At 44.4% G+C, this 20,359-nt stretch carries 20 protein-coding genes and 1 pseudogene; 14 read left to right on the top strand and 7 right to left on the bottom strand.

Annotation, left to right across the window (positions count from 1 at the left end):
* Window positions 1-15: 15 nt before the first annotated feature.
* The 4 genes from ACBP55_RS14615 to ACBP55_RS14600 are packed head-to-tail and all read left to right on the top strand — an operon-like array spanning window position 16 to window position 3,703.
* Window positions 16-1,209, top strand: coding sequence for a Ger(x)C family spore germination protein (locus ACBP55_RS14615; RefSeq protein ID WP_464652539.1), 1,194 nt, complete (start codon window positions 16-18; stop codon window positions 1,207-1,209).
* A 5-nt stretch (window positions 1,210-1,214) separates the two neighbouring features.
* Complete coding sequence (locus ACBP55_RS14610) at window positions 1,215-1,457, top strand: hypothetical protein (protein WP_464652538.1); 243 nt, start codon at window positions 1,215-1,217, stop codon at window positions 1,455-1,457.
* Between the two features lie 28 nt (window positions 1,458-1,485).
* Complete coding sequence (locus ACBP55_RS14605) at window positions 1,486-2,583, top strand: GerAB/ArcD/ProY family transporter (RefSeq protein ID WP_464652537.1); 1,098 nt, start codon at window positions 1,486-1,488, stop codon at window positions 2,581-2,583.
* A 22-nt stretch (window positions 2,584-2,605) separates the two neighbouring features.
* Complete coding sequence (locus tag ACBP55_RS14600; protein ID WP_464652536.1) at window positions 2,606-3,703, top strand: GerAB/ArcD/ProY family transporter; 1,098 nt, start codon at window positions 2,606-2,608, stop codon at window positions 3,701-3,703.
* A gap of 8 nt (window positions 3,704-3,711) precedes the next feature.
* On the opposite strand, the gene ACBP55_RS14595 is transcribed toward ACBP55_RS14600, so the two are convergent.
* On the bottom strand, window positions 3,712-4,101 hold the full coding sequence (locus tag ACBP55_RS14595) for a ribosomal maturation YjgA family protein (protein ID WP_464652535.1): 390 nt from the start codon (window positions 4,099-4,101) through the stop codon (window positions 3,712-3,714).
* A 107-nt stretch (window positions 4,102-4,208) separates the two neighbouring features.
* Between ACBP55_RS14595 and ACBP55_RS14590 the strand changes: the two genes are divergently transcribed.
* From ACBP55_RS14590 to ACBP55_RS14575, 4 genes are all read left to right on the top strand, one after another.
* On the top strand, window positions 4,209-5,771 hold the full coding sequence (locus ACBP55_RS14590; RefSeq protein WP_464652534.1) for an SWIM zinc finger family protein: 1,563 nt from the start codon (window positions 4,209-4,211) through the stop codon (window positions 5,769-5,771).
* Window positions 5,768-8,698 (top strand): DEAD/DEAH box helicase, encoded by a 2,931-nt coding sequence (locus tag ACBP55_RS14585; RefSeq protein ID WP_464652533.1) that lies wholly within the window; start codon window positions 5,768-5,770, stop codon window positions 8,696-8,698. The genes ACBP55_RS14590 and ACBP55_RS14585 overlap by 4 nt, the downstream gene beginning before the upstream one ends.
* Before the next feature lie 208 nt (window positions 8,699-8,906).
* On the top strand, window positions 8,907-9,224 hold the full coding sequence (locus ACBP55_RS14580) for a transposase (RefSeq protein ID WP_464644440.1): 318 nt from the start codon (window positions 8,907-8,909) through the stop codon (window positions 9,222-9,224).
* On the top strand, window positions 9,173-10,096 hold the full coding sequence (locus ACBP55_RS14575) for an IS3 family transposase (protein WP_464653293.1): 924 nt from the start codon (window positions 9,173-9,175) through the stop codon (window positions 10,094-10,096). The genes ACBP55_RS14580 and ACBP55_RS14575 overlap by 52 nt, the downstream gene beginning before the upstream one ends.
* A 1,291-nt stretch (window positions 10,097-11,387) precedes the next feature.
* On the opposite strand, the gene ACBP55_RS14570 is transcribed toward ACBP55_RS14575, so the two are convergent.
* The 3 genes from ACBP55_RS14570 to ACBP55_RS14560 are packed head-to-tail and all read right to left on the bottom strand — an operon-like array spanning window position 11,388 to window position 12,762.
* Complete coding sequence (locus ACBP55_RS14570) at window positions 11,388-11,945, bottom strand: SRPBCC domain-containing protein (protein WP_464652532.1); 558 nt, start codon at window positions 11,943-11,945, stop codon at window positions 11,388-11,390.
* 42 nt (window positions 11,946-11,987) lie between these two features.
* Entirely contained in the window at window positions 11,988-12,440 is a 453-nt protein-coding gene (locus ACBP55_RS14565) for an SRPBCC family protein (RefSeq protein WP_464653321.1), read from the bottom strand.
* A complete protein-coding gene (locus ACBP55_RS14560) occupies window positions 12,424-12,762 on the bottom strand; it encodes an ArsR/SmtB family transcription factor (RefSeq protein ID WP_464652531.1) in 339 nt (112 codons plus the stop codon). The genes ACBP55_RS14565 and ACBP55_RS14560 overlap by 17 nt, the downstream gene beginning before the upstream one ends.
* A 147-nt stretch (window positions 12,763-12,909) precedes the next feature.
* On the opposite strand from ACBP55_RS14560, the gene ACBP55_RS14555 reads away from it, so the two are divergent.
* Window positions 12,910-13,344: an SRPBCC family protein gene (locus tag ACBP55_RS14555; RefSeq protein ID WP_464652530.1), complete on the top strand. Its 435-nt coding sequence runs from the start codon at window positions 12,910-12,912 to the stop codon at window positions 13,342-13,344.
* A gap of 28 nt (window positions 13,345-13,372) precedes the next feature.
* Window positions 13,373-13,645 (top strand): TfoX/Sxy family protein, encoded by a 273-nt coding sequence (locus ACBP55_RS14550; RefSeq protein ID WP_464652529.1) that lies wholly within the window; start codon window positions 13,373-13,375, stop codon window positions 13,643-13,645.
* Between the two features lie 210 nt (window positions 13,646-13,855).
* On the opposite strand, the gene ACBP55_RS14545 is transcribed toward ACBP55_RS14550, so the two are convergent.
* Together ACBP55_RS14545 and ACBP55_RS14540 are read right to left on the bottom strand one after the other, a co-directional pair.
* Window positions 13,856-14,698, bottom strand: a complete 843-nt coding sequence (locus tag ACBP55_RS14545) for a DUF3231 family protein (protein ID WP_464652528.1) — start codon at window positions 14,696-14,698, stop codon at window positions 13,856-13,858.
* 178 nt (window positions 14,699-14,876) lie between these two features.
* Window positions 14,877-16,376 carry an MDR family MFS transporter gene (locus ACBP55_RS14540; RefSeq protein ID WP_464652527.1) on the bottom strand — a complete coding sequence of 500 codons (1,500 nt, stop codon included), beginning with the start codon at window positions 16,374-16,376 and terminating at the stop codon, window positions 14,877-14,879.
* A gap of 139 nt (window positions 16,377-16,515) precedes the next feature.
* Between ACBP55_RS14540 and ACBP55_RS14535 the strand changes: the two genes are divergently transcribed.
* Window positions 16,516-17,169, top strand: coding sequence for a TetR/AcrR family transcriptional regulator (locus ACBP55_RS14535; RefSeq protein WP_464652526.1), 654 nt, complete (start codon window positions 16,516-16,518; stop codon window positions 17,167-17,169).
* 4 nt (window positions 17,170-17,173) lie between these two features.
* A complete protein-coding gene (locus tag ACBP55_RS14530; protein WP_029198265.1) occupies window positions 17,174-18,034 on the top strand; it encodes an AraC family transcriptional regulator in 861 nt (286 codons plus the stop codon).
* A 67-nt stretch (window positions 18,035-18,101) separates the two neighbouring features.
* Here ACBP55_RS14530 and ACBP55_RS14525 read toward each other — a convergent pair whose 3' ends face one another.
* Window positions 18,102-19,511, bottom strand: a complete 1,410-nt coding sequence (locus tag ACBP55_RS14525) for a HEAT repeat domain-containing protein (RefSeq protein WP_464652525.1) — start codon at window positions 19,509-19,511, stop codon at window positions 18,102-18,104.
* Between the two features lie 152 nt (window positions 19,512-19,663).
* Here ACBP55_RS14525 and ACBP55_RS14520 point away from each other — a divergent pair, with 152 nt between their 5' ends.
* Both ACBP55_RS14520 and ACBP55_RS14515 read left to right on the top strand, forming a co-directional pair.
* Window positions 19,664-19,948 carry a UxaA family hydrolase gene (locus ACBP55_RS14520; protein WP_464652524.1) on the top strand — a complete coding sequence of 95 codons (285 nt, stop codon included), beginning with the start codon at window positions 19,664-19,666 and terminating at the stop codon, window positions 19,946-19,948.
* Between the two features lie 76 nt (window positions 19,949-20,024).
* A pseudogene (locus ACBP55_RS14515) lies at window positions 20,025-20,315 on the top strand (UxaA family hydrolase); the annotation flags it as partial.
* Window positions 20,316-20,359 lie beyond the last annotated feature (44 nt).

Here is a 20,359-nt window from a genome sequence, read left to right as displayed (position 1 = left end):
AGGAAAGAGGCAGATGTGAAATCATTCATTCGACTAACAGCTTGCTTACTTACCATTGTCTTATTGTTAAACGGCTGTTGGAGCCGCAAGGAACTTAATGATATTGCCATAGCCGAGGGAGTTGGCATTGATATTGCGGGCGATCAGTTTGAGTTAACCGTTCAAATTGTGAATCCGCGCAGTGTGACGAAGGCGAAAGGAGAGCATGAAATTCCTGTTATCGTGTATTCATCCAAAGGTGTCACACTAAACGAAGCTGTGAAACGATTGACTTCGTCAATTTCGAGAAAGATTTATTTCGCTCATATCCGCATTCTTGTGATATCCGAGGAATTAGCCAAGAAAGGGATTGTCAATTCGATGGATTATTTAATGAGAGGGAGTGAATTTCGATCTGATTTCAACGTGGTCATTGCCAGAGAAGGGTCCGCTAAGGAATTATTAAGTGTGATGACACCTTTGGAAAAAGTTCCGGCCAATTACATCTTTAACTCCCTCGAAGCAGCTAAGAAAGAATGGACAGCTGCAGTAACGATTCAATTAGATCAATTATCAAATGCACTAGTGACCCCAGGGAAGAGTACGGTCATATCAGGAATTCAGATTATTGGTGATCATAAGGTAGGCACTAGTAATAAAAACATTGATTACACAGGGCCTCCTGTACGATTAAAATACTCTGGTAATGCGATTATCAAGAAAGATAAACTTGTTGGTTGGCTTAACGAATATGAGTCTCGCGCTTATTCCGTTATTACCAATCAATCAAAGCGGTCTGCTATACATTTTGTATGTCCCGATGGAGGGAAAATCGGCATTGATGTTGCCCGTATCAAAAGCAAGATTTACGCAGTTGTAAAAAACGATAAGCCTGAAATATTTATTGAAACTCGAGCAGAGGGAAATGTTTCTGATGTGGAATGTAAAATCGATCTATTCAAAGTCGAAACTATCGATTACTTAGATAAACAATATGTTAAATTTGCTAAGTCTAATATGGAGAGCACGATTAAGAAGACACAGAAATTAGGTGCAGATATATTTGGTTTTGGTGAGGCAGTTCATCGCGCTGATCCGAAATATTGGAACAAAGTGAAGAACAATTGGGAAGAATATTTCAAGCAATTGGAACCCCATCTGAATATCGACGCCAAAATTAGAGGTGCCGGTACACTGGGTGATTCTGTTGTTAACGATCTGAAGGAGTAGTAGTTATGTTAATCGGCCTATGTGTACTTGCGTTTTCAATTCTCATTGCCTGCTATGAAGTTCCACGTCTATGGAAACAAGGAAGCAGGAAGGAAGTCTGGATCTACTGCGCACTCATGTTGCTTGGTAATGTGATGGCGACTCTGAAAGGAATGGCCAAAGAAATACCTAATCCGGCCGACTGGATTACGTTCCTAATGATGCCATTAACTAAAATTTTACTGCAAATCGGTTTGATAAAATTGTAAGCATTTATCCTGCTTAGGGAGGCATGTCATGAATAACGAGAACATATTAACGGCTCGTCAACTCATGATCCTGATTATTTTATTTTCGGTGGGAACGACCATTCTTGTAGTCCCATCAATGTTAGCCGCAGAAACTAAGCAGGATGCGTGGATCTCAGGTGTAGTGGGCGTAGCCATTGGTTTGCTTTTCTTATGGATGTATGTGAAGTTAGCGAAGATGTATCCCGATTGTACTTTATTCGATATGAATGAAATGGTATTTGGGAAATGGTTAGGCAAAGCTGTAACACTCTTTTTAGTCTTTATCGCACTTGTGATCAGCGCACAGGTACTATACTATATCGGCACCTTCATGACTACTCAAATTATGCCAACGACACCTATGCAAGCCATAAATATTCTTATGATTACTTTTGTAATTATAGGTGCAAAACTAGGCGTAGTTGTATTAGGGAGAACCGCGGAAATCTTTTTCCCGTGGATTCTTCTGTTATTTTTTTTATTGGTGATCTTTGTAACGCCGCAGGCCCAAATTAAGAACCTTTTGCCCATAGGTGAAGCAAGTATAATGTCTATTACACGGGCATCCATATTTATGATCGTTTATTCCTATTTTCCTATCATTTTCATATTTTGCTTGATCTCAAGCGATGCTAAACTCCCTAAAGGGTTATCTAAATCATTCCTCTATGGGGGTACAGCGAGCGGAATTTTGTTGATTACTATCGTTCTTCTCAGCATCTTGGTAATGGGACCCGACCAGTCGTCAAGACAAGTATATGCCACCTATGCATTGGCAAAGAAAATAAGTGTGGGGAATTTTTTGCAGCGTATCGAGGTCACTGTTGCATTCTTATGGTTTATTTCCATTTATTTTAAATTGACACTTTATTTTCACGTAGCACTTAAAGGAATAGCCTCATTATTTCAGATCCAGAATTACAAATCTCTATCGACTCCAATTGGGTTTATCGTCACAGTGCTTTCGTTAGTGGTATATCCGAATGTGGCTTATACACACCAATGGGATATATTGACATGGGTTCCGCTCACGTTTTGTTTTGGATTCGTGTATCCACTCTTATTGATCGGTCTTAGCTACATGCGAAGTAAAAAGGATAAATGAGGTAAATAAGGGACGTGTAGATATGGGTAAAGATCAAATTTCCCCGCGACAATTAATGATTATCGTCATTCTATATGCCATTGGAACAGCTATCTTGGTTATTCCGGCATCTGTTGCGGCAGATACGAAGCAGGATGCATGGATGCCACAAATGGTAAGCATTGCATTGGGTGTCGTTCTCGTTTGGCTTTATTTTTTTATTTCCAAGAAGTTCCCAACATGTTCTATTTTCGAAATAAATGATACCGTTTTTGGTAAGTGGTTGGGGAAGTTCATAACGCTCGGTCTTGCACTGTTAACACTCATTTTTAGTTCACAAGTTGTTTTTTATGTGGGTCAGTTTATGACCACTCAAATCATACAGGAAACGCCAATTCAATCTATTCACATCTTATTCATGCTAATTGTCATAATGGGAGCAAAGCTAGGGATGGTTGTCCTGTTAAGAACGGCAGAGATCTTCTTCCCATGGATCGTGCTTTTATTTATCTTATTCATGGTTATTAATATACCTAATATGGAACTTAACAATCTTTTACCTGTTGGGGAAATAACGACCCTTCCGGTCGTTCGATCTGCAATAAGAATCACTAGTTATACATGTATATCGTTGTTTATTACGATTGGTCCAATCATTCATCAAGTTACAAGTATGCAAAAGGCTAAGAAAGCTTATTTAATAGGCGTAATCATAAGTGGCATGATGATGCTTCTACTCATCTTATCAAGTGTTCTGGTATTAGGGGCAGATAATACTGCTGCGCAAGTTTATCCTAGTTACGCATTGGCACAAAGAATAAATATAGGGAACTTTCTACAACGAATTGAAGTGATCGTGGCATTTTTATGGCTTGTTTCGATTTTTTTCAAACTATCTATGTTTTTTAATACAGCAATAAGAGGCATTGCGCATGTGTTCCATTTTCGTGATTACAAAATGCTTTGTTTTCCATTAGGACTAATTGTTACGGTCTTATCTCTTGTTGTATATCCAAATACCGCCTATGAAGATAAATTTGATAACTTAACGTTTATTCCCCTTGCACTCTTAATAGGTGTAGTCTATCCTCTCTTGATTGTACTGATAAGTTGGATGCGAAAATCATCCGTTCGAAGTTAATCGCATGACTAAATGCGCTTATTTCGCTGCAGCCAAAACTTGTCTATCCAAAAAGCGATGATAATCCCAATGACATATCTAAATAAATCAACCGTTACATATCCTCTTCCAAGTATGAGCGATCCAATGACCGTGTTTCTTATTTCAACTATCCATTCTGCTTGATATAACTGACTGAATTCAATAGCAAAGCTAAATATCACACTGATCCCTACCGCCCATATTAAACTTCTCTTTATGAAAATAAATCGAAACCCAAAATAAACCATACTTGCCCAAAGCACGTCGCCAGCATGTTTAGCAATAAAGTGAGGGATTAGACCGGGAAACGTTCTTGAACTTAAGCCTAAAACGACGGAAGTTATAATAGCTACAACATACTTAATCCGAGTATTCAAATAGAATCATCCTTCCTATTAAATTGACACAATTTACATTATCAGCTTCACTATTTATACTAAAAGATGATTTTGATTATTGAAAGTGGAAAAAAAGGAGCTATTCGATGAGTTCTCCCATTATAAACGATGACCAATGGTTGGAGCTGCTGGAGTACGTAGCCGAAACTTATAATGACGTTACCCTTAGTCGAGGGTTTACTTACTTTAAACAACAGCGTGTAGCTTCCTTGATCATTTCTGATACTCGAGTCGTTCAGGCAAAGGTGGAGGAGGAAGAATCCGGAAACTACCGTGTCACTTTGAACTTAGACAAGCCCCGCTCCAGTCAATGCAGTTGTCCAGTTCCAGCATCTTGCAAGCATATGGCAGCCGTTTGGATGGAGCTTGGAGATCGTCTGGGTTACCCCGCTTCCCAAATTATGAATGCTAAAATGCATCTCAAGCGGATTACTTCCACTACCTCCTTGGAGTCAACGCTCTTACAATTGCCCAAAATGGATGTATCCGGCTGGCAGAAGTTTCTGAACCAATACACGTCTCTCATTAAGGCGACATATGATTTGGGAAATTATGTTGACATGCTGCGGATGCAATTGCAAAACATCACGAAGATCACTATTCCTTTTTCTGATATGGATCAGATTTTTTTTGACATGCATCAGGAATTATTTATCCTTAGAAAACTAAAAGAGCAGAATGTACAAGGTGGCGTAAGTTCCTACACGTCTTTCACCCTTTACCGGGTTTACGATGAGATTCATACTTGGCTGAAGGAAAAATCCCCCCTCCTCAACTTCTCGGTCGCCGGAGTGCGCCTTGAACAGACGTTAGGTTATATCAGACAGCAAATGGCTGAAGAATCTGGTCATAATTATCAAGATTATGGCGTCTATACCGTGCTTTGGAAACATTGGGTTGCACCAGATCCCGAGGCAAGTCACTATGTTACAAAGGAAATAGAAGCTCTTGAGACGATGACAATGGACAGTCCTTCACCTTCCCTTTCAGCCGTAAAGGCTTTCTTGTACTTGCAGCAATCCAGGAGCAAAGATGCCTGGGAGGCTTTAGAAGAGAATGGTATTTTCAAAGAGGCCCCTGCCAAACTGTTTATTCCTTTCCTTGACTATCTATACGACACACAGAACTGGGAAGAGTTAGTGAATTGGTTGCGAAAATCAGCCGCTTTTTTCAATCGAAAACGGACCAAAGAACTTGATGTTTATGCCGATTTTTGGACAAAAGCCATATTGCATCTCCCTCAAGCGGAAGAACACATGTGGAACGTTCTAGAAGAGCTATTGCCTTATTCGTTCCGGATTATAGAGGAAATGCTGTACGAACAAAGAAAATGGAAGCCTTGGTTGGAGATGCAGATTATTCAAGGACATGATCCTCTCTACCATCGCGTCAATGTCCTGCAGCCGATTGAGAAAGAAACACCAAAGCTCCTACTCCCTTATTACCATCAAGCGATAGATCATTATGTCAGTTTGAAAAATCGGCATGATTATAAATTAGCGGTAAGGCTCCTCAAGAGGCTCGATAAAGTGTATAAAAAAATGAAACAAACCGAGCGATGGGAACATTTTTTTTCTGGTTTCGTGGAACGGCACAGCAGGCTTAGGGCGCTGCAAGAGGAACTTAGGAAAGGAAAGCTACTCGGATGAGCACAAAATTGCATGATATGACATTGAACGTGACCTTAACGGACAGTGGCGATGCCTTACTCTGGGGGCTGCAGGACGGGCGTGATGTGCCTGGAGATAAATTTCGCAAGCTGCTGTTTGCGTGGCATGAGCCATCTTACTATGGGACCATTCTGGACCAACAGGTAGCGGGAGACTTGACACTAACGGTTCTACCCGTGGAGATGGTGCTCCCCTTCTTCGCAGAACCCTACTTCATGGATGTCCTCCGGTGGGAAGGGGGAAACGAAACCACTAAGGGACTGCTGGAAGTGGCGCCGGTTCTATACCGAGAAGCTAAAGCAGGACATTACGTGCCCAGTTATAGCGCATTCCGGAATGGGAATCTGGCTTGGACTTGGGATGTCGAGACGGAGTCACTGAAAGAATTGGATTGGCATGTACTACAAAGCTTAGATGGCTTAGGTGAGGGAATGTCTGGCTTGCGAGCTGCCTTCTCTGCCGTAGTTTCAGCTGAGCATTATCCCAATGAAGCTTCATTATCCGATCTTCGGCGAGACTATCCAGTCCTGTTCCGAGCACAGAAATCAGCGTCTATCTCGGCTGATGCGTTCACGGAAGAAGAATGGCTTGCCTCACTGGGCTGGAGACCGGACACCGCGCCCTTCCGCCCTGCCCTGCAGCTGCTGGAACCGGACGAGAACGATGACACTTGGCGGCTTCGGTTGGTCCTGCAAGATAAAAATGAAGGATCTTTATTGACGCCTATTCGCCTTCATGCTGACGGACGTGCTGCTGGCACGTGGGCCAGTGATTGGAGCCCGTATATCCTGGAGCGTTCTCTTGGCTGGGCGACAAGACTCATAGAAGCAATGCCTGGACGAAATAACGGCGGCGAGCTATTTGCAGAGCCTTTAAGCGACGAAGCGGCTTGGTCGTTCCTGACAACGGACAGCCGGCATTTGTTAGAGGATGGCTGGAATGTCATGCTGCCCGGTTGGTGGGAGGCTGCCTCGAAGCGTAAGCCTCGGCTGCGCGCAAAGGTCTCCTCCGAAGCTGGCGGCAAAGGCGAGTCACTGTTCGGGCTGAACTCTCTAGTAAACTTCGATTGGCGAATTGCCATTGGCAATACAGATCTAAGCGAAGCAGAATTCGCCAATCTGCTTAGCCGCAATGAACGCCTTATCCGCTTCCGTGGACAATGGGTAATCTTGGACCCTGCTTTTTTGGAGCAAATCCGGAGGATCATGGAAAGCGTGAATCCGGAAGAAGGTCTGTCCCTGCAGGATATCTTCCAGCTTCACTTGTTAAGTGAATCAGAAAAGGAAAGAGCCCAAAAGGAAAGTCTTACAGCTGAGGAAGAAGCAGATAATGAAGAACGGCTGAAGCTGGAAGTCGAGCTGAATGCGCATCTCTTGGCGCTGCTTCGTCAGCTTGGACAGCCTTCGGAATTAAAGGAAATTGCAGTGCCTGCGGGGCTGCGCGCTGAGCTTCGCAAGTATCAACACGAAGGCTTCACTTGGCTAAGCTTCCTCAGGAAGTTCGGGCTTGGTGCCTGCTTAGCTGATGACATGGGACTCGGCAAAACGGTACAATTCATTACATATTTACTGCATCATAGAGCAGAATCGGAGCACCCTGCCCTGCTCATCTGCCCCACTTCCGTGCTTGGCAACTGGCAGAAAGAGCTCGTACGCTTCGCTCCGGATCTAAAGGTTTTTCTTCATTATGGGAAGGGACGTTTAAGCGGTGAGGCACTTGCTGCCGTTCTGAAAGAAACGGATGTCGTACTGACTTCCTATACGACGGCGCTGATGGATCAAGAAACACTGCAGGAAACCACGTGGAGTTCCCTTTGCTTGGATGAAGCCCAGAATATCAAGAATGCCCAGAATAAACAATCCGCAGCGATTCGTACGCTCAAAGCTCGGCACCGCATTGCGCTGACAGGAACACCTATTGAGAATCGATTGTCCGAGCTGTGGTCGATCTACGACTTTCTTAATCCGGGATACCTCGGAAACCAACGAGGGTTTCAACATCGTTTTGCGAATCCGATAGAGAAGCACCACGACGAGGAGCGAACGGCACAGCTGCAGAAACTCGTCAAACCGTTCATGCTGCGCCGCAAAAAGAAAGATCCAGCGATCCAGCTCGATTTGCCCGATAAGCTGGAAATGAAAGTCTTTATCAATTTAACAGCCGAGCAAGGAGCACTCTATGAGCAATCCGTCAAGGATCTCATGGAACGCATGCAAAAACTGGAAGGTATGGAACGCAAAGGAGCGATCCTAGCAGCCTTAACGCAGCTCAAGCAGCTATGCGACCACCCTATGCTGCTAACGAAGGAAGTTCATCTAACGGAGGAAACACTGCTTTCCGAGGAGAACCGCGAAGCCTTCGTGATGCGATCCGGGAAGCTTGAGCGGCTGGTTGCCATGGTCGGTGAACTCCGGGACGAAGGCGACTCCTGCCTGATCTTCACCCAATATGTAGGCATGGGGCGAATATTAGCTGACGTGCTGCGGACACAAAGGAATGAACCTGTTTTGTATCTGAACGGAAGCACGCCTAAGTCGGAGCGCGATAAGATGATTGATACGTTCCAAGCCGCAGACGGAACGGGGCCAGGTATCTTCGTTCTGTCGCTGAAAGCTGGCGGAGTCGGACTCAACTTGACCGCAGCGAACCATGTGTTCCACTTCGACCGTTGGTGGAACCCTGCCGTAGAGAACCAGGCTACGGATCGCGCCTATCGGATGGGACAGACGCGCAATGTGCAAGTGCACAAGTTCATCTCCCTCGGCACATTGGAGGAACGAATTGACGAGATGCTAGAGAGCAAAATGAGTCTGAGCGAGAATGTGATCTCCACCTCCGAGGGTTGGATTACCGAACTCTCAAACGATGAATTGAGAGATTTGTTTGCACTCCGTAAGGAGTGGTAATTGCAGATCGACAGGGGCTATCCCATAAGACGTTCATCTTTAGGCTGCCTCTGATTTCACTGTTGCACTATGCACTACATGGAAAACCTACCGTTAATTTGCGAATTTTTTCATAAAAAGCTAGTTTACATGGAAAATTGCACCTAGAATAAGAAGTGGACACCTCACTAAGAGAATTAGATAATAATCATAACTAGGAGGTGTTCACATGAGTGGGCAGCGGAGGTCATTTAATGAAGAATTTAGACGTCAAACAGCAAAGTATTTGCAAGAGCAGACAAAGTCTGTAGAGGAGATCGCACTCGAACTGGACATACCTGCCAAAACGCTACATGCTTGGAAAGCAAAATACCGCGAGTTTAAAAACGAATCCGTCAATCAAAGTGAACGGGTTCGAGAACTCGAGCAACTATTGAAAGAAAAAGAACGTGAACTGAATCAGAAAGACCGCCGTTTAGCTGATGTAGAAGAGGAATTGGCTATCGTAAAAAAGGCGGTGCACATCTTCAGCAAACCAAAGAATTAAGGTTTCAATTCATTGAAGATCATCGCTCTGAGTTTCCAGTGGAGAAGATGTGCAGCGTGCTTAAAGTATCCAGGAGCGGCTATTACAAATGGCGTACGGCAGCACCGTCCGAACAGCAAAAACACAAAGAGATGCTAACAGAGCGGATTAAGTTTCACTTTAAGGACTCTGATCAGCGGTACGGAAGTCCAAGGATATGGAATGAACTTAAAAAGGAAGAATTGCGGGTATCTGAGCGTACTGTCGGCAAGATCATGCGTGAACAAGGCCTTCGCTCTTGTATGTCAAAGAAATTCAGAGTAACAACAACGGATTCGAAACACAATGAACCCATCGCTCCAAATGTACTCGAGCAAGACTTTTCAGCGACAAAACCCAATGAAAAATGGGTAGCTGACATTACCTACATTCCCTGTCGTGAAGGAAAACTGTACTTAGCAAGCGTAATGGATCTGTACACAAAGCAGATTGTAGGTTGGAAGCTCAGCGACAGCATGACGACAGACCTCGTGCTAGACGCATTAAAACAAGCTTATCACGCTAAGAAGCCCAAGGAGGGGCTTATTCATCATTCTGATCGTGGCGCTCAGTACGCGTCCAGTGACTACCGTAAACAGCTCAAAACCTATCGAATGAGAGCTAGCATGAGTCGTAAAGGGAACTGCTATGATAATGCCTGTATCGAGGCATTTCATAGCATTTTAAAGCGCGAACTTATTTACTGCACCCCGACATTCAAAACAAAGCAGGAAGCCTATGAGAAGTTGTATCGTTACCTAGAGTTATTTTACAACCGAAAAAGATCCAACAGTACGCTAGGCTATGTGTCCCCTCTTCGCTTTGAGCAGCAGTACTATAGACGCACTGCCTGAAAATTAGGAGTGTCCACTTTCTTGACAGAAGAGCAGTTTTCCAGTTAGTTGACCGTTTAGAGCAGTTAACGCCAAATGAACAGGAGGAATTCCTGTTAGATTTCGCTCCGTATCGAAACAAAATAGAGGCTGCTCGCTAGGTTATTAACCTTTTGAGTCAGCCTCTTTTCATTTCATATAATTTTCTGCGCTGAGCTAGGAGATAGTTCTTCCTGCTTCGCATTTTGTTTTTCCACAATCACTCTCACACTGATTCCGATAACGTTATAATACACGAAAGAGTAATTATACTTCCACTTAATATAGACAACAACCATTATCCAATTACAGAAGGGTTCCCCAACTGTCTCGCGCCACTTTCGCTGCATTCGGGCCTCAGAGACAGCCTTTTCTGCCTTCTCAGGACGCAAAACTAGCTAACTTACCTGCTCTCAGCAACTGAGAGGTCCTATTCAGACGTCTCGCGCCACTTTCGCTGCATTCGGGCTTCCGAGACAGCCTCTTCTGCCTTCTCAGAACGCAAAACTTGCTAACTCGCCTGTTCTCAGCAACTGAGAGGTCCTATTCAGACGTCTCGCGCCACTTTCGCTGCATTCGAGCCTCCGACACAGCCTTTTCTGCCTTCTCAGGACGCAAAACCCACTAACTCGCTTACTCTCGACAGATGAGAAGTCCTTTACTGACATCTCGCGCCGCTTTCGCTGCATTCGGGCCTCCGAGACAGCTTTTTCTGCCTTCTCAGGACGCAAAACTAGCTAACTTACCTGCTCTCGAAGTTGAGAAGTCCTTTTCAGACGTCTCGCGCCATTTTCGCTGCATTCGGGCCTCTGAGACAGCCTTTTCTGCCTTCTCAGGACGCAAAACTAGCTAACTTACCTGCTCTCAGCAGCTGAGAGGTCCTATTCGGACGTCTCGCGCCACTTTCGCTGCATTCGGGCCTCCGACACAGCCTTTTCTGCCTTCTCAGGGCGCAACATGCTATTTTATTTAGAGCATCGGTAAAGTGAGTATTCACCTCATGCTGCGCTTTAGCACCATTCCTACACTTTAGGGATGAGTTTCATCGCCTCATTAATCAATACAGAGGTTATGGACGGATATTCCGATTTCAAGCGTGTTTTTCTCACTAACATGTCACTTCCACGCGCTCCCCGCACTTTAGCAATGAATACATCTTTTTCCGCGGCGGACCATTAAAAAAGGGCTATGCTTCTACTTACCCCGAACCCAAAATTAATAGACAAATAAAAAACGGCATTCGTTCCAAAAGAGCGAATACCGTTTTTTTATATTACACTAGATACTTCTTGAGCGGTTCCCAATAGTTTGTGTGCCAGCCTGGAGCCAGGTGAGCTTCTTGACCTTCAGGAAACCCTGTATGGCTAAAAACTAGGCGGGTTCCCTCGCCTTGCCCTTCCAATTCGAACTTCACAAGGGAATATACGCCTTCTTCCCAATTCGCGACACGCCACGCTTGAACGATTCGCTTGTTTGGCTCCAGCTCAATATTTTTCCCTACAATCATCCCACCGAAGCAGGAGAAAGAACCGCCAGCCTCCGGATTTATTTCTGTAGGAGCTCCTCCTGAGACTTTGCTAAACTGCGCAGCATCAGTCAATGCTTCATAAATGCGGTTCGGGCTTGCTGCGAACTCAACCTCCTGATGAATAGCTGAGGAATCGCCTAATTGCTTGTCCTTCCCCATCAACCATTCTGTAAGCTGCTCTACAGTCATGCTTTGCAACATATCAGCGTGATCGTGAATGGCATGATGCCACATCTTCGCCTCTACTTCGTACCGGTTTTCCTCTTCTACTTTGAACCCGCAATCGCAAGATAATGTTGTCATTGTCTTCCATCTCCCCATAAGCTTTTTTATGAAATGCAATTATTAATGCATGGCCTTAACTGACCATGGATCTATACCAGGATCTCCACCCTCAGCCAACGTTTGAAGTCTAGTTGTATAATGCATCCAGCCCGCAGTGTGAGCGGCGACTTCTTCGACCGGCAAATCGTAGTGAGTTAATAGCAGAACCGTACCTTTGTCTTTAGCTGTGAATGTAAATTCGAGCGTGCTTGAACCAGGTGGAACCACCTTGGATTTCTCCCAGCCCCATGTCATAACGATTTTCTCGTTAGGAATAATCTCTTTGTACTCCCCCATCGCAATATCCGATCCATTCACATCGATCCGATATCTCCCTCCGATGCTTGGCTCGAGCAGAATATGTCTGCCCATCCAACGAACCATCTTCTCCGGGTCTGTAAAAAAGGAGAATAAGATCTCCGGACGGCAATCGATGAACATCTCTTTCCTAATCGTATCACTGGTCTGATTCATTTGATTCACGGTTACGCTGTCTCCTCTCTTCTTCTTCTGCGGCTTCCTTCAATAGCAGTAGACTATCATCCCAGAAACGGTCAATGTACGCTTTCAGATCAGCAAAACCTTCCCTCCTCATACGATAATACCGCTTGGTTCCCTCTCTCCGAACCGTAAGTAGTCCGGATTCCTCAAGAACCTTAAGATGTTGTGATACTGCTGGAGCCGAAATGTCAAAATGGGATGCGATGGAGCTTGATGTAAGCTCTCCATCCCGTACGAGATACAAAATATCTCTGCGTCTTGGCTCTACTATGGCTTGGATCACTTTTTCGATCATGACGTTAATTTAGCATATACTTAATTAAGTGTCAACTTAACTTACAAAACTATTTAAGTTGACACTTACATAAGTGATTGCTAAAATACGAGTGTCAACCATGACTTTTATTAACGAATTACGATAAGAAATAAGGAGATTATAGATATGGGAATTGATGTATCGGCCAAGCTGGTCATTGCTCGAAGCCGTAAAGAGGTTTCCCACTATGCGATGGAGCCAACCAATGATCCCAATTGGACCAAAGGCATTACCGAGGCTGAACTGCTAACGGAGCGCCCTATTGGTTTGGGAACTCAAGTAAGACGAATTGCTAAATTTCTGGGTAAAGAAATTCATTATGTACTTAAAGTAGTTGATTATGTACCTGAGCATTTGATGGTGATGGAATCGATCAAAGGTCCTTTTCCGATGAAAGTCACCTATCAATTTGATGATGAGCATCAAGGTACAATGGCACAAATTCGTGTTGAAGGAACCTCTGAAGGCTTCTATAAGTTAACGGATCTCATCATGTCTCCCCAAGTCAGAAGAAGCATTCAAGGTGATCTGAAGCGGCTTAAGTCGATTTTGGAAAAATAAATATACACAACGAAAGGGAGTTTACTTTATGTCCATGCCTCGTCCTGATGAAGAGATCAAACAATTTTTTGCTGCTGTCATGCCCAGCGATCCTCATATTCATATTCGTCCGATGTTCGGTAATCTGGCTGGTTTTATCAATGGCAATATGTTCGTAGGACTTTACGGACAACGGATCTTTATTCGCCTGCCGGAAGATGAGCGTTCTCATCTGATTGAGCAAGAAGGAGACTTCGTTATTTTCCCCCATGCCCGGCAAACCGATGAAGGAATATGTAACCATACCCGAGCAATGGCATGAAGCACCTGATACAATTACCGCGTGGATCGAAAAGTCTTTGCAATGGGTCGCAGCCATGCCGGAGAAAGTTCCTGCGAAGAAGAAACCGAGCATGAAGAAAAAGAAAGACGTATAGTTAGCTGTACGATTCTGGCATACCAAAGACCATCCACTTCAAACCTGGATGGTTTTTTTTGATGAATCACTCTTTGCAACCATTTGAATTACCTTTTATAAGGATAGTAGAGCGTTACGTTCGATCGCACCAGGCATTTTTTCCATCCAATCATTCTTTATCGTGAGTTCTGCGCCATCGTCTGCATATGTTCCAATTTCACCGGTAAGCCGAAGATATACAGTTGTCAAATCCCTCCTCATGCTTGCTGCAAGAGAAACTCCATAGTTCCCCATTCCTACCGCTGCAAGAAAGACCGTATGGTAGAGCATTAGCTTATCGGAAAATGGGGACTCCTTAGAATTCGAAATTTCTGTTTCCCAAGTCGTTGGTGCCGGCAATTGGTCATCGCGCAATAAAGCACTGAATACTTCGACATGCTTCGTGGAGATATCTCTGCCGCGCACGATATATGCAATGACATCTTTGTTTTCAGCAACTTGAGAAAAAGCTAACATCAATGCTTGACCTATGCTGTTTTTCATACTATTCAAATAAAGGTTCGTGATTTCTACGGCATTTAAAGGCCTACGATCGCCCAACAGTCCATTTAACCAACTTTCTTTGTGTACAAACTCAACTGAATCCGGATAGGGTATGAAAGGACTCCTAGTGAGAATTCCTTTAGATTGAAGAATAGCCGTAGATTTCTCTATCAGTTCAGCCGCTGTCTTCAGATTTTGATTATAAAATGCACGTATATCCTGTCTTGAACTGCTTGCTAATGCCATTCCATAGGAAACTGTACCAGCAATGCCCATATGTCTTAGATAGAGAAGCATATAGCCATCAGAAAATAGTCTTGGTGCATTTAGGTTGACATCCTTCTCGGTGAAGGCAAGAGGGATAGGGAACTCTTCTTCTTTAAATATAACCTCCCCATAGAGGCGCAATATCACCAGAAGTTAGTTGAATATGATCTGACTTCTTTTCCAAATTCCTTTCAGCTTGACTCAATGTATTGCCTCCTAAGATTATGATTTGCGCTACGATTAGAGTTCCATAAATACCAACTTCTATGTACAAAAAAAAGCCTACCGAATTATTCGGTAAGCTTCCGATCAAGATTGTTCTTATCTAGTGCAGTCCCTCTAACGCGACTTCTTGTTTCACAGCCTCATTAGGCTGCGTCTTATTACGGCGAAGGAACAAGCCTAAGAATATTCCACAGATAGCAACAATTAGCATCACGTGGAAAGTTTGGCCGAACGCTTCGGGCGCTACGGCAAGCATTGCCTTTTGCATATCAGCAGGACTTTTTATGGGAATGTTTTTCGCAGCAATGGATGAGTTCACGCGCGAGGAGAGAATTGTCACCAACGTAGCGACAGCGAAAGAATTGATAACTTGCTGCATCGCACTAGTTAAAGAAGTAACTCGGCTCACCAAATCATGCGGAGCTTTCTTAATTAGATGCGAATTAAGCGGCATCATCATAAGTCCCATTCCCGAACCAGCCATAATAAGCGGTAAAATTAAGTCATGCCCCTCTGTTGTTAGACTGACATGCGAATATTGAAAGATCGCCCCGGAAACAAGGCTGAGTCCAACGACTACCAACCAGCGAACACCGATTTTATCAAATAAGTAACCGCCAATCGGCATCATGACGGCCGAAGCTAACGCTTGCGGGAATAACGTCATCCCCGTGTCGAAAGCACCGTACCCGCGGGCTTGCTGAAGAAATTGCGGAAGTAGGAAAATAGCCCCGAACAAGCAGAATTGCAGTACCCACTGTACGAAAATACCGAAGGAAAAATCAACAGACTTGAACACTCTCAACTCGAGCAGAGGGAGTTTGGATTTCAGTTCCACAATGATAAAGGCGATCAATGCGACAGCTCCAATGATGATGCCCCAAAGCGTTTTATCAGAAGTCCAGCTCTCAGCACCTTGTGTGATCCCATACGATAAGGATGCAAAGGCAATGGGCCCAAGAATCATACCCGGCAAATCAAAACCAGCTACCTTCTTACGTGCGACAGCCGGCAGCTTCCATAGCCCAAAGATAAAGCTGAAAATACCAACGGGAAGATTAATTAAGAAAATCCAATGCCAGGAATGATACTCAACCAACCATCCGGATAAGATTGGTCCAATGGCAGGCGCCAGCAAAATGGGTACACCCAGCATCCCCATTACTTGACCAATTTTGTTCGGAGGACTAAGCCGGAATACATAGGCCATAGCAACAGGCATAACGAATCCGCCGCCTAAACCTTGAAGGATACGGAAAACAATCAACCACTCCGCGCTGTTCGGCGTAGCACATAAGACCGACGCAACGGTGAAAAGAATAACAGAGGTAAGAAATACGTTCTTCGCCCCAAATCGATCGGATAGCCATCCCGCGAGTGGAATGACTGCCGCTGTTGCCAGCATATAACCTGTTACGGTCCACTGGATGGTCGGTAAATCCGTTTTAAAATCGACGACCAGCTTAGACAATGCCACATTCATTGCGGTCGTGTCGAGGATAACCATAAATATACCTGATATGATGGCGATGAGCGGTACCAGAATACTCGAAATCTTAAACTCCGGCCCCGCTTCGCCAGATGTTATTTGTTGACTCATGTTGTGTTCCTCCTTCACAATATCTATTCCATCGTGCTACAATAGTAACGGACAATTGTCCGCAACATCATATTACGGACAATTGTCCGGAATGTCAATTATTTCTTTTGTTAAGATTGTTCTTATAGGAGGAACACGCATGAAACATCCAGATACCAATGAGAATTCATTATATAGCCAAGATATGAATGCTATTCCACCTTGCGGTCGACGGGAAGAACGTGATTCAGAGTATCGCAGGCGTATTCTCACGTCTGCCAGAAGCCTATTCGAAACCAATCAAATTGAATCCGTTACCATGCATCAGATTGCCAAAGAATCGGGTGTGGGACAAGGTACTCTTTATCGCCGTTACGCCCATATTGGCGAGGTTTGCAGCGATCTGCTTCGTTCAACAATAGCCCAGTTTCTCGCTTCTCTTGAAGATACTCTCGCGGATCCCGGTCCCGAGGCAACAGCTATGAACCAATTGTCGGACACGATCATTCGAATCATTGATTTCGTGGACGATAAAGCCGATTTACTTTCCGTTATCAACACCATGTACACCGAAAAACGAAGCTTTTATTTACACAAAAAACCCATTTATATCCGTCTTCACAACATTGTCGCTCCTCTGGTCACTCGTGCTGTTCAACAAGGGGAGATTGGACAGATCGATGTCACTTTGACAGTTAACACCATACTTGCCTCCCTAACGCCAGAACAGTACTTGTACCACAGAGAAATTCTGGGCTATAGCAAACAGCAATTTGTGGAAGGCATTTGCCGACTCTTCGTGAAAGGAATATGAGCGCATGAGAATAGATATGAATCCTAGCCAGCTCACCTTCTGGAAGAAATATATAGCTAAAGCGAAGCTTGATTTATCCTACGCAGCCTATACCAAGGTACAGAAATCCTGGAATGATGAGAACGCCTCCTGTCCGTTTAATCGCTTGTATTTTATTATCGAGGGAGAAGGCTTTGTCAAAGTTGGGGAGCATACTTATTATCCGAAACCAGGTGAACTGTATCTGCTTCCAGCGGGGAGTGATCAAGCTTATGGAACCATAAGTGATCATACTTTCGGAAAATATTGGTGTCATTTCACGGCCAAAATCGGGGATTTGGATCTGTTTCAGATTTTACAAACATCCGCTTTCATTACGATTAAAGATCCAGAAGCTTTACAAAGAAAATTCGAACAACTGATAGCTTATACTCAAAGTGAAGAGTTAACTTCCGCTTTTAGAGTCAATGCGATTATCTGTGAATTCATTGCGGATTTCATTGAACAAAGTGAAACCGTCAAGCTTAATCTGGCCTCTACCCCTACTTACGAGAAAATGAATAGTGTGCTGAACTATATGGAACAGCATATTGCGGACAACGTATCCGTAGATACCTTATCCCAAATTGCGCATTATCACCCTAACTACTTTATTAATGCTTTCAAACAATTTACGGGTTATTCACCGATTCAATATATGAACCATTTACGCTCGGAAAAAGCTAAGGATTTACTCATGATGACGGAATTAAATGTTTCACAGATCGCCGATTCGCTCGGAATGGAGTTATCGTACTTCTCCCGTATGTTCCGAGAACAGACCGGTTTTACCCCCACTTCTTTCCGTGATTTGAAACCAAAAATAATCGATTATACCGAACTGTGATTACAAAAGAATTACGGGAACAACGCAAAGAGGGCAAACGTTAATTTGCCCTTTTTCTCAACCTATTTTACGGATAGAAAGCATTAGTCTTTGTCGTTGTCGGGCACCAGCGGGAATTAAGCAGAAACTTAATGAGTGAATTCTTTGCTCGCTCCGTACCGATATAGTGCAGAGTTTCTGCAGCATGCGCACGAACATATCTGTTCTCATCATCCAATGCGATTTCCAACTGAGGCACAGCGGCTTCCGCTTGAGAGCCTAATCGTGACAAGGACAAACTTGCCATGAAGCGAACCTGCGCGTTCTCATCTTGCAGGCATTTGCCTAAGCTTGATACGATGTCATTCAGAGGTGTCTCCATGAAACCAAGTGCATCTACTACAGCGCAGCGAACACGATCAGCTGGATGTTCGAGCAGCTTTATCAAGGTAGGAACGGCTTCTGCCGCTAACTCTCTTAATTCACCAAGAGCAAAAACCGCGTGTGTCACGATTTCAATATTCTCATGATGCAACGCTGCCATTAACCCGTTAACGGCCTCACTACCTGAAACCGACAATCCATAAGCAGAAATTCGCGATACATGGGTATTCTCGCTCTTTAATCCTTCTAGCAAAGCGTCCACACCCTGCTGCCCTCTTCGTGCCAAATCATAAGCCGCATTGATGGCCAGCGGTTCAAAACCATCCAACTTAGCGGATAACTCACTAATCTGATCTGGATCTGATGCAGCTGTTCCTGCCAGACTGCCCATTTTGCCAGACAGCCAGTTCCAAGTTTCTTCCCACATCAAATCATGCTCGGCGATTGGCAATTGTAAGTTGGCTGGCTTCCTCCATGCTGCCTCTTGATTATTCCAACTTGGTGCTTTCGGCAGCTCTGTACGCATGAATTCAAACTTCAGCATGTAGCGCGGTTCTCCTAACACATTAGGCGTGGAACGATGCCAAATATCATAATGGATCAACGCAAAAGTACCCGCCTCGCCGCTTGCTAAGACCTCCCCTTCTTGCTCGCTCGATTCAAAAGTCCGAGTCTGATAATTTTGCGTACCTGGCATAACACCTGTTGGTCCTAATTCCACTGGCGTATCCTGTGGGAAATACATAATCATTGCCCAATTCGGGTGATGATTGCGCATTCTGTCATAGCCCCAATAGCTGTCCTTGTGCCAGCCTCCAGCTGTTGCGGAAGCATTGAAATGCCCATGTCTATGAGCATGCATCATATAGTTCTGGCCTAATACACTTGTTAAAGCACCTGTCACAACAGGGTGATCGAATACTTTTTGCAGCTCACGAATGCGGGGTAATAAATTATTGCCGGGGTTCCCCTCTTCCGCGTAGACCGTGTTTAATTGTGCTAAAAGATTGCTGTGAAACTCACTCGAAAAGTCGGTTTTGAGTATTAAACATCCATTTGTAATAAATTCTCTTATTTGCTCATCTGTCAATAATAATGGTGTGTTTTCCTGCATGGCTGGCAGCCTCCTTGGCTTTGAATGAATGCGGTAACAATGACCTTATTATAAGAAAGATGTCTCTGACTAAAAATAGACGATCTTAATCAGAGCTAGCACAAAACTAAGATGGAAGGTTAGCGATTCTATTAGCCAGACCTTTACTTGTCATGAACGATAAGGACGATGTTGCGACCGTGCTGCGCGATATTCCGAGCGGTGAATCTATTCATTTCTATAAGGGCGCAAGAATGCGAACGCTATCATTAGTTGATTCTGTGCCGTTTGGTCACAAGGTAGCCATCTCCTTCATCAAACAAGGTGCCGAGGTCGTTAAATATGGGGATGTCATCGGTCGAGCTACCCAAGATATTCGAGCTGGCGAGTATGTTCATATCCACAATATTGAAGGTATTCGCGGTCGCGGAGATTTACCGAAAACACATGAATCTTAAACATGCCAATGGGGCTGCGATATGACTACTATTATGAGTTATCAGAGAGAGAATGGCGACATCGGTATCCGTTAGCATGGCTGCAGGCGGCGTGCACATTGTCTGCTTCACGACGGGTCGCGGAACGCCAACGTGTTCAGCCGTTGTGCCCGTGATCAAGATTACGGCAAACAAATTCACTTACTCCAACATGGAAGACAATATGGATGTGGACGTGAGCAGCATGCTCGCTGGAACCTTAAATTTGGAGCAAGCTGGCGAGCAAATTTGGCAGGAAATTCGTGAAGTGGCTGAAGGCAAACTGACCAAGGCAGAGATACTGGGCCATCAGGAATTCAGCATTAACCGTATCGGACCGAGCTTGTAGATCCAGGAACTTTGCAGGTGTCAGCCTGCCGGATGCTAGGCAGT

It is taken from the genome of Paenibacillus sp. WG02 (assembly GCF_055396115.1).
This window is presented reverse-complemented; position numbering and strand designations above follow the sequence as displayed.

Excerpts from the sequence above, each read along its gene's own strand:
- ACBP55_RS14520 (WP_464652524.1), top strand. The coding sequence starts at position 19,664 with ATGAACGATAAGGACGATGTTGCGACCGTGCTGCGCGATATTCCGAGC.
- ACBP55_RS14530 (WP_029198265.1), top strand. The coding sequence starts at position 17,174 with ATGAGAATAGATATGAATCCTAGCCAGCTCACCTTCTGGAAGAAATAT.
- ACBP55_RS14570 (WP_464652532.1), bottom strand. The coding sequence starts at position 11,945 with ATGACAACATTATCTTGCGATTGCGGGTTCAAAGTAGAAGAGGAAAAC.
- ACBP55_RS14525 (WP_464652525.1), bottom strand. The coding sequence starts at position 19,511 with ATGCAGGAAAACACACCATTATTATTGACAGATGAGCAAATAAGAGAA.
- ACBP55_RS14600 (WP_464652536.1), top strand. The coding sequence starts at position 2,606 with ATGGGTAAAGATCAAATTTCCCCGCGACAATTAATGATTATCGTCATT.
- ACBP55_RS14580 (WP_464644440.1), top strand. The coding sequence starts at position 8,907 with ATGAGTGGGCAGCGGAGGTCATTTAATGAAGAATTTAGACGTCAAACA.
- ACBP55_RS14535 (WP_464652526.1), top strand. The coding sequence starts at position 16,516 with ATGAAACATCCAGATACCAATGAGAATTCATTATATAGCCAAGATATG.
- ACBP55_RS14610 (WP_464652538.1), top strand. The coding sequence starts at position 1,215 with ATGTTAATCGGCCTATGTGTACTTGCGTTTTCAATTCTCATTGCCTGC.
- ACBP55_RS14555 (WP_464652530.1), top strand. The coding sequence starts at position 12,910 with ATGGGAATTGATGTATCGGCCAAGCTGGTCATTGCTCGAAGCCGTAAA.
- ACBP55_RS14565 (WP_464653321.1), bottom strand. The coding sequence starts at position 12,440 with ATGAATCAGACCAGTGATACGATTAGGAAAGAGATGTTCATCGATTGC.
- ACBP55_RS14540 (WP_464652527.1), bottom strand. The coding sequence starts at position 16,376 with ATGAGTCAACAAATAACATCTGGCGAAGCGGGGCCGGAGTTTAAGATT.
- ACBP55_RS14590 (WP_464652534.1), top strand. The coding sequence starts at position 4,209 with ATGAGTTCTCCCATTATAAACGATGACCAATGGTTGGAGCTGCTGGAG.
- ACBP55_RS14550 (WP_464652529.1), top strand. The coding sequence starts at position 13,373 with ATGTCCATGCCTCGTCCTGATGAAGAGATCAAACAATTTTTTGCTGCT.
- ACBP55_RS14560 (WP_464652531.1), bottom strand. The coding sequence starts at position 12,762 with ATGATCGAAAAAGTGATCCAAGCCATAGTAGAGCCAAGACGCAGAGAT.
- ACBP55_RS14605 (WP_464652537.1), top strand. The coding sequence starts at position 1,486 with ATGAATAACGAGAACATATTAACGGCTCGTCAACTCATGATCCTGATT.
- ACBP55_RS14585 (WP_464652533.1), top strand. The coding sequence starts at position 5,768 with ATGAGCACAAAATTGCATGATATGACATTGAACGTGACCTTAACGGAC.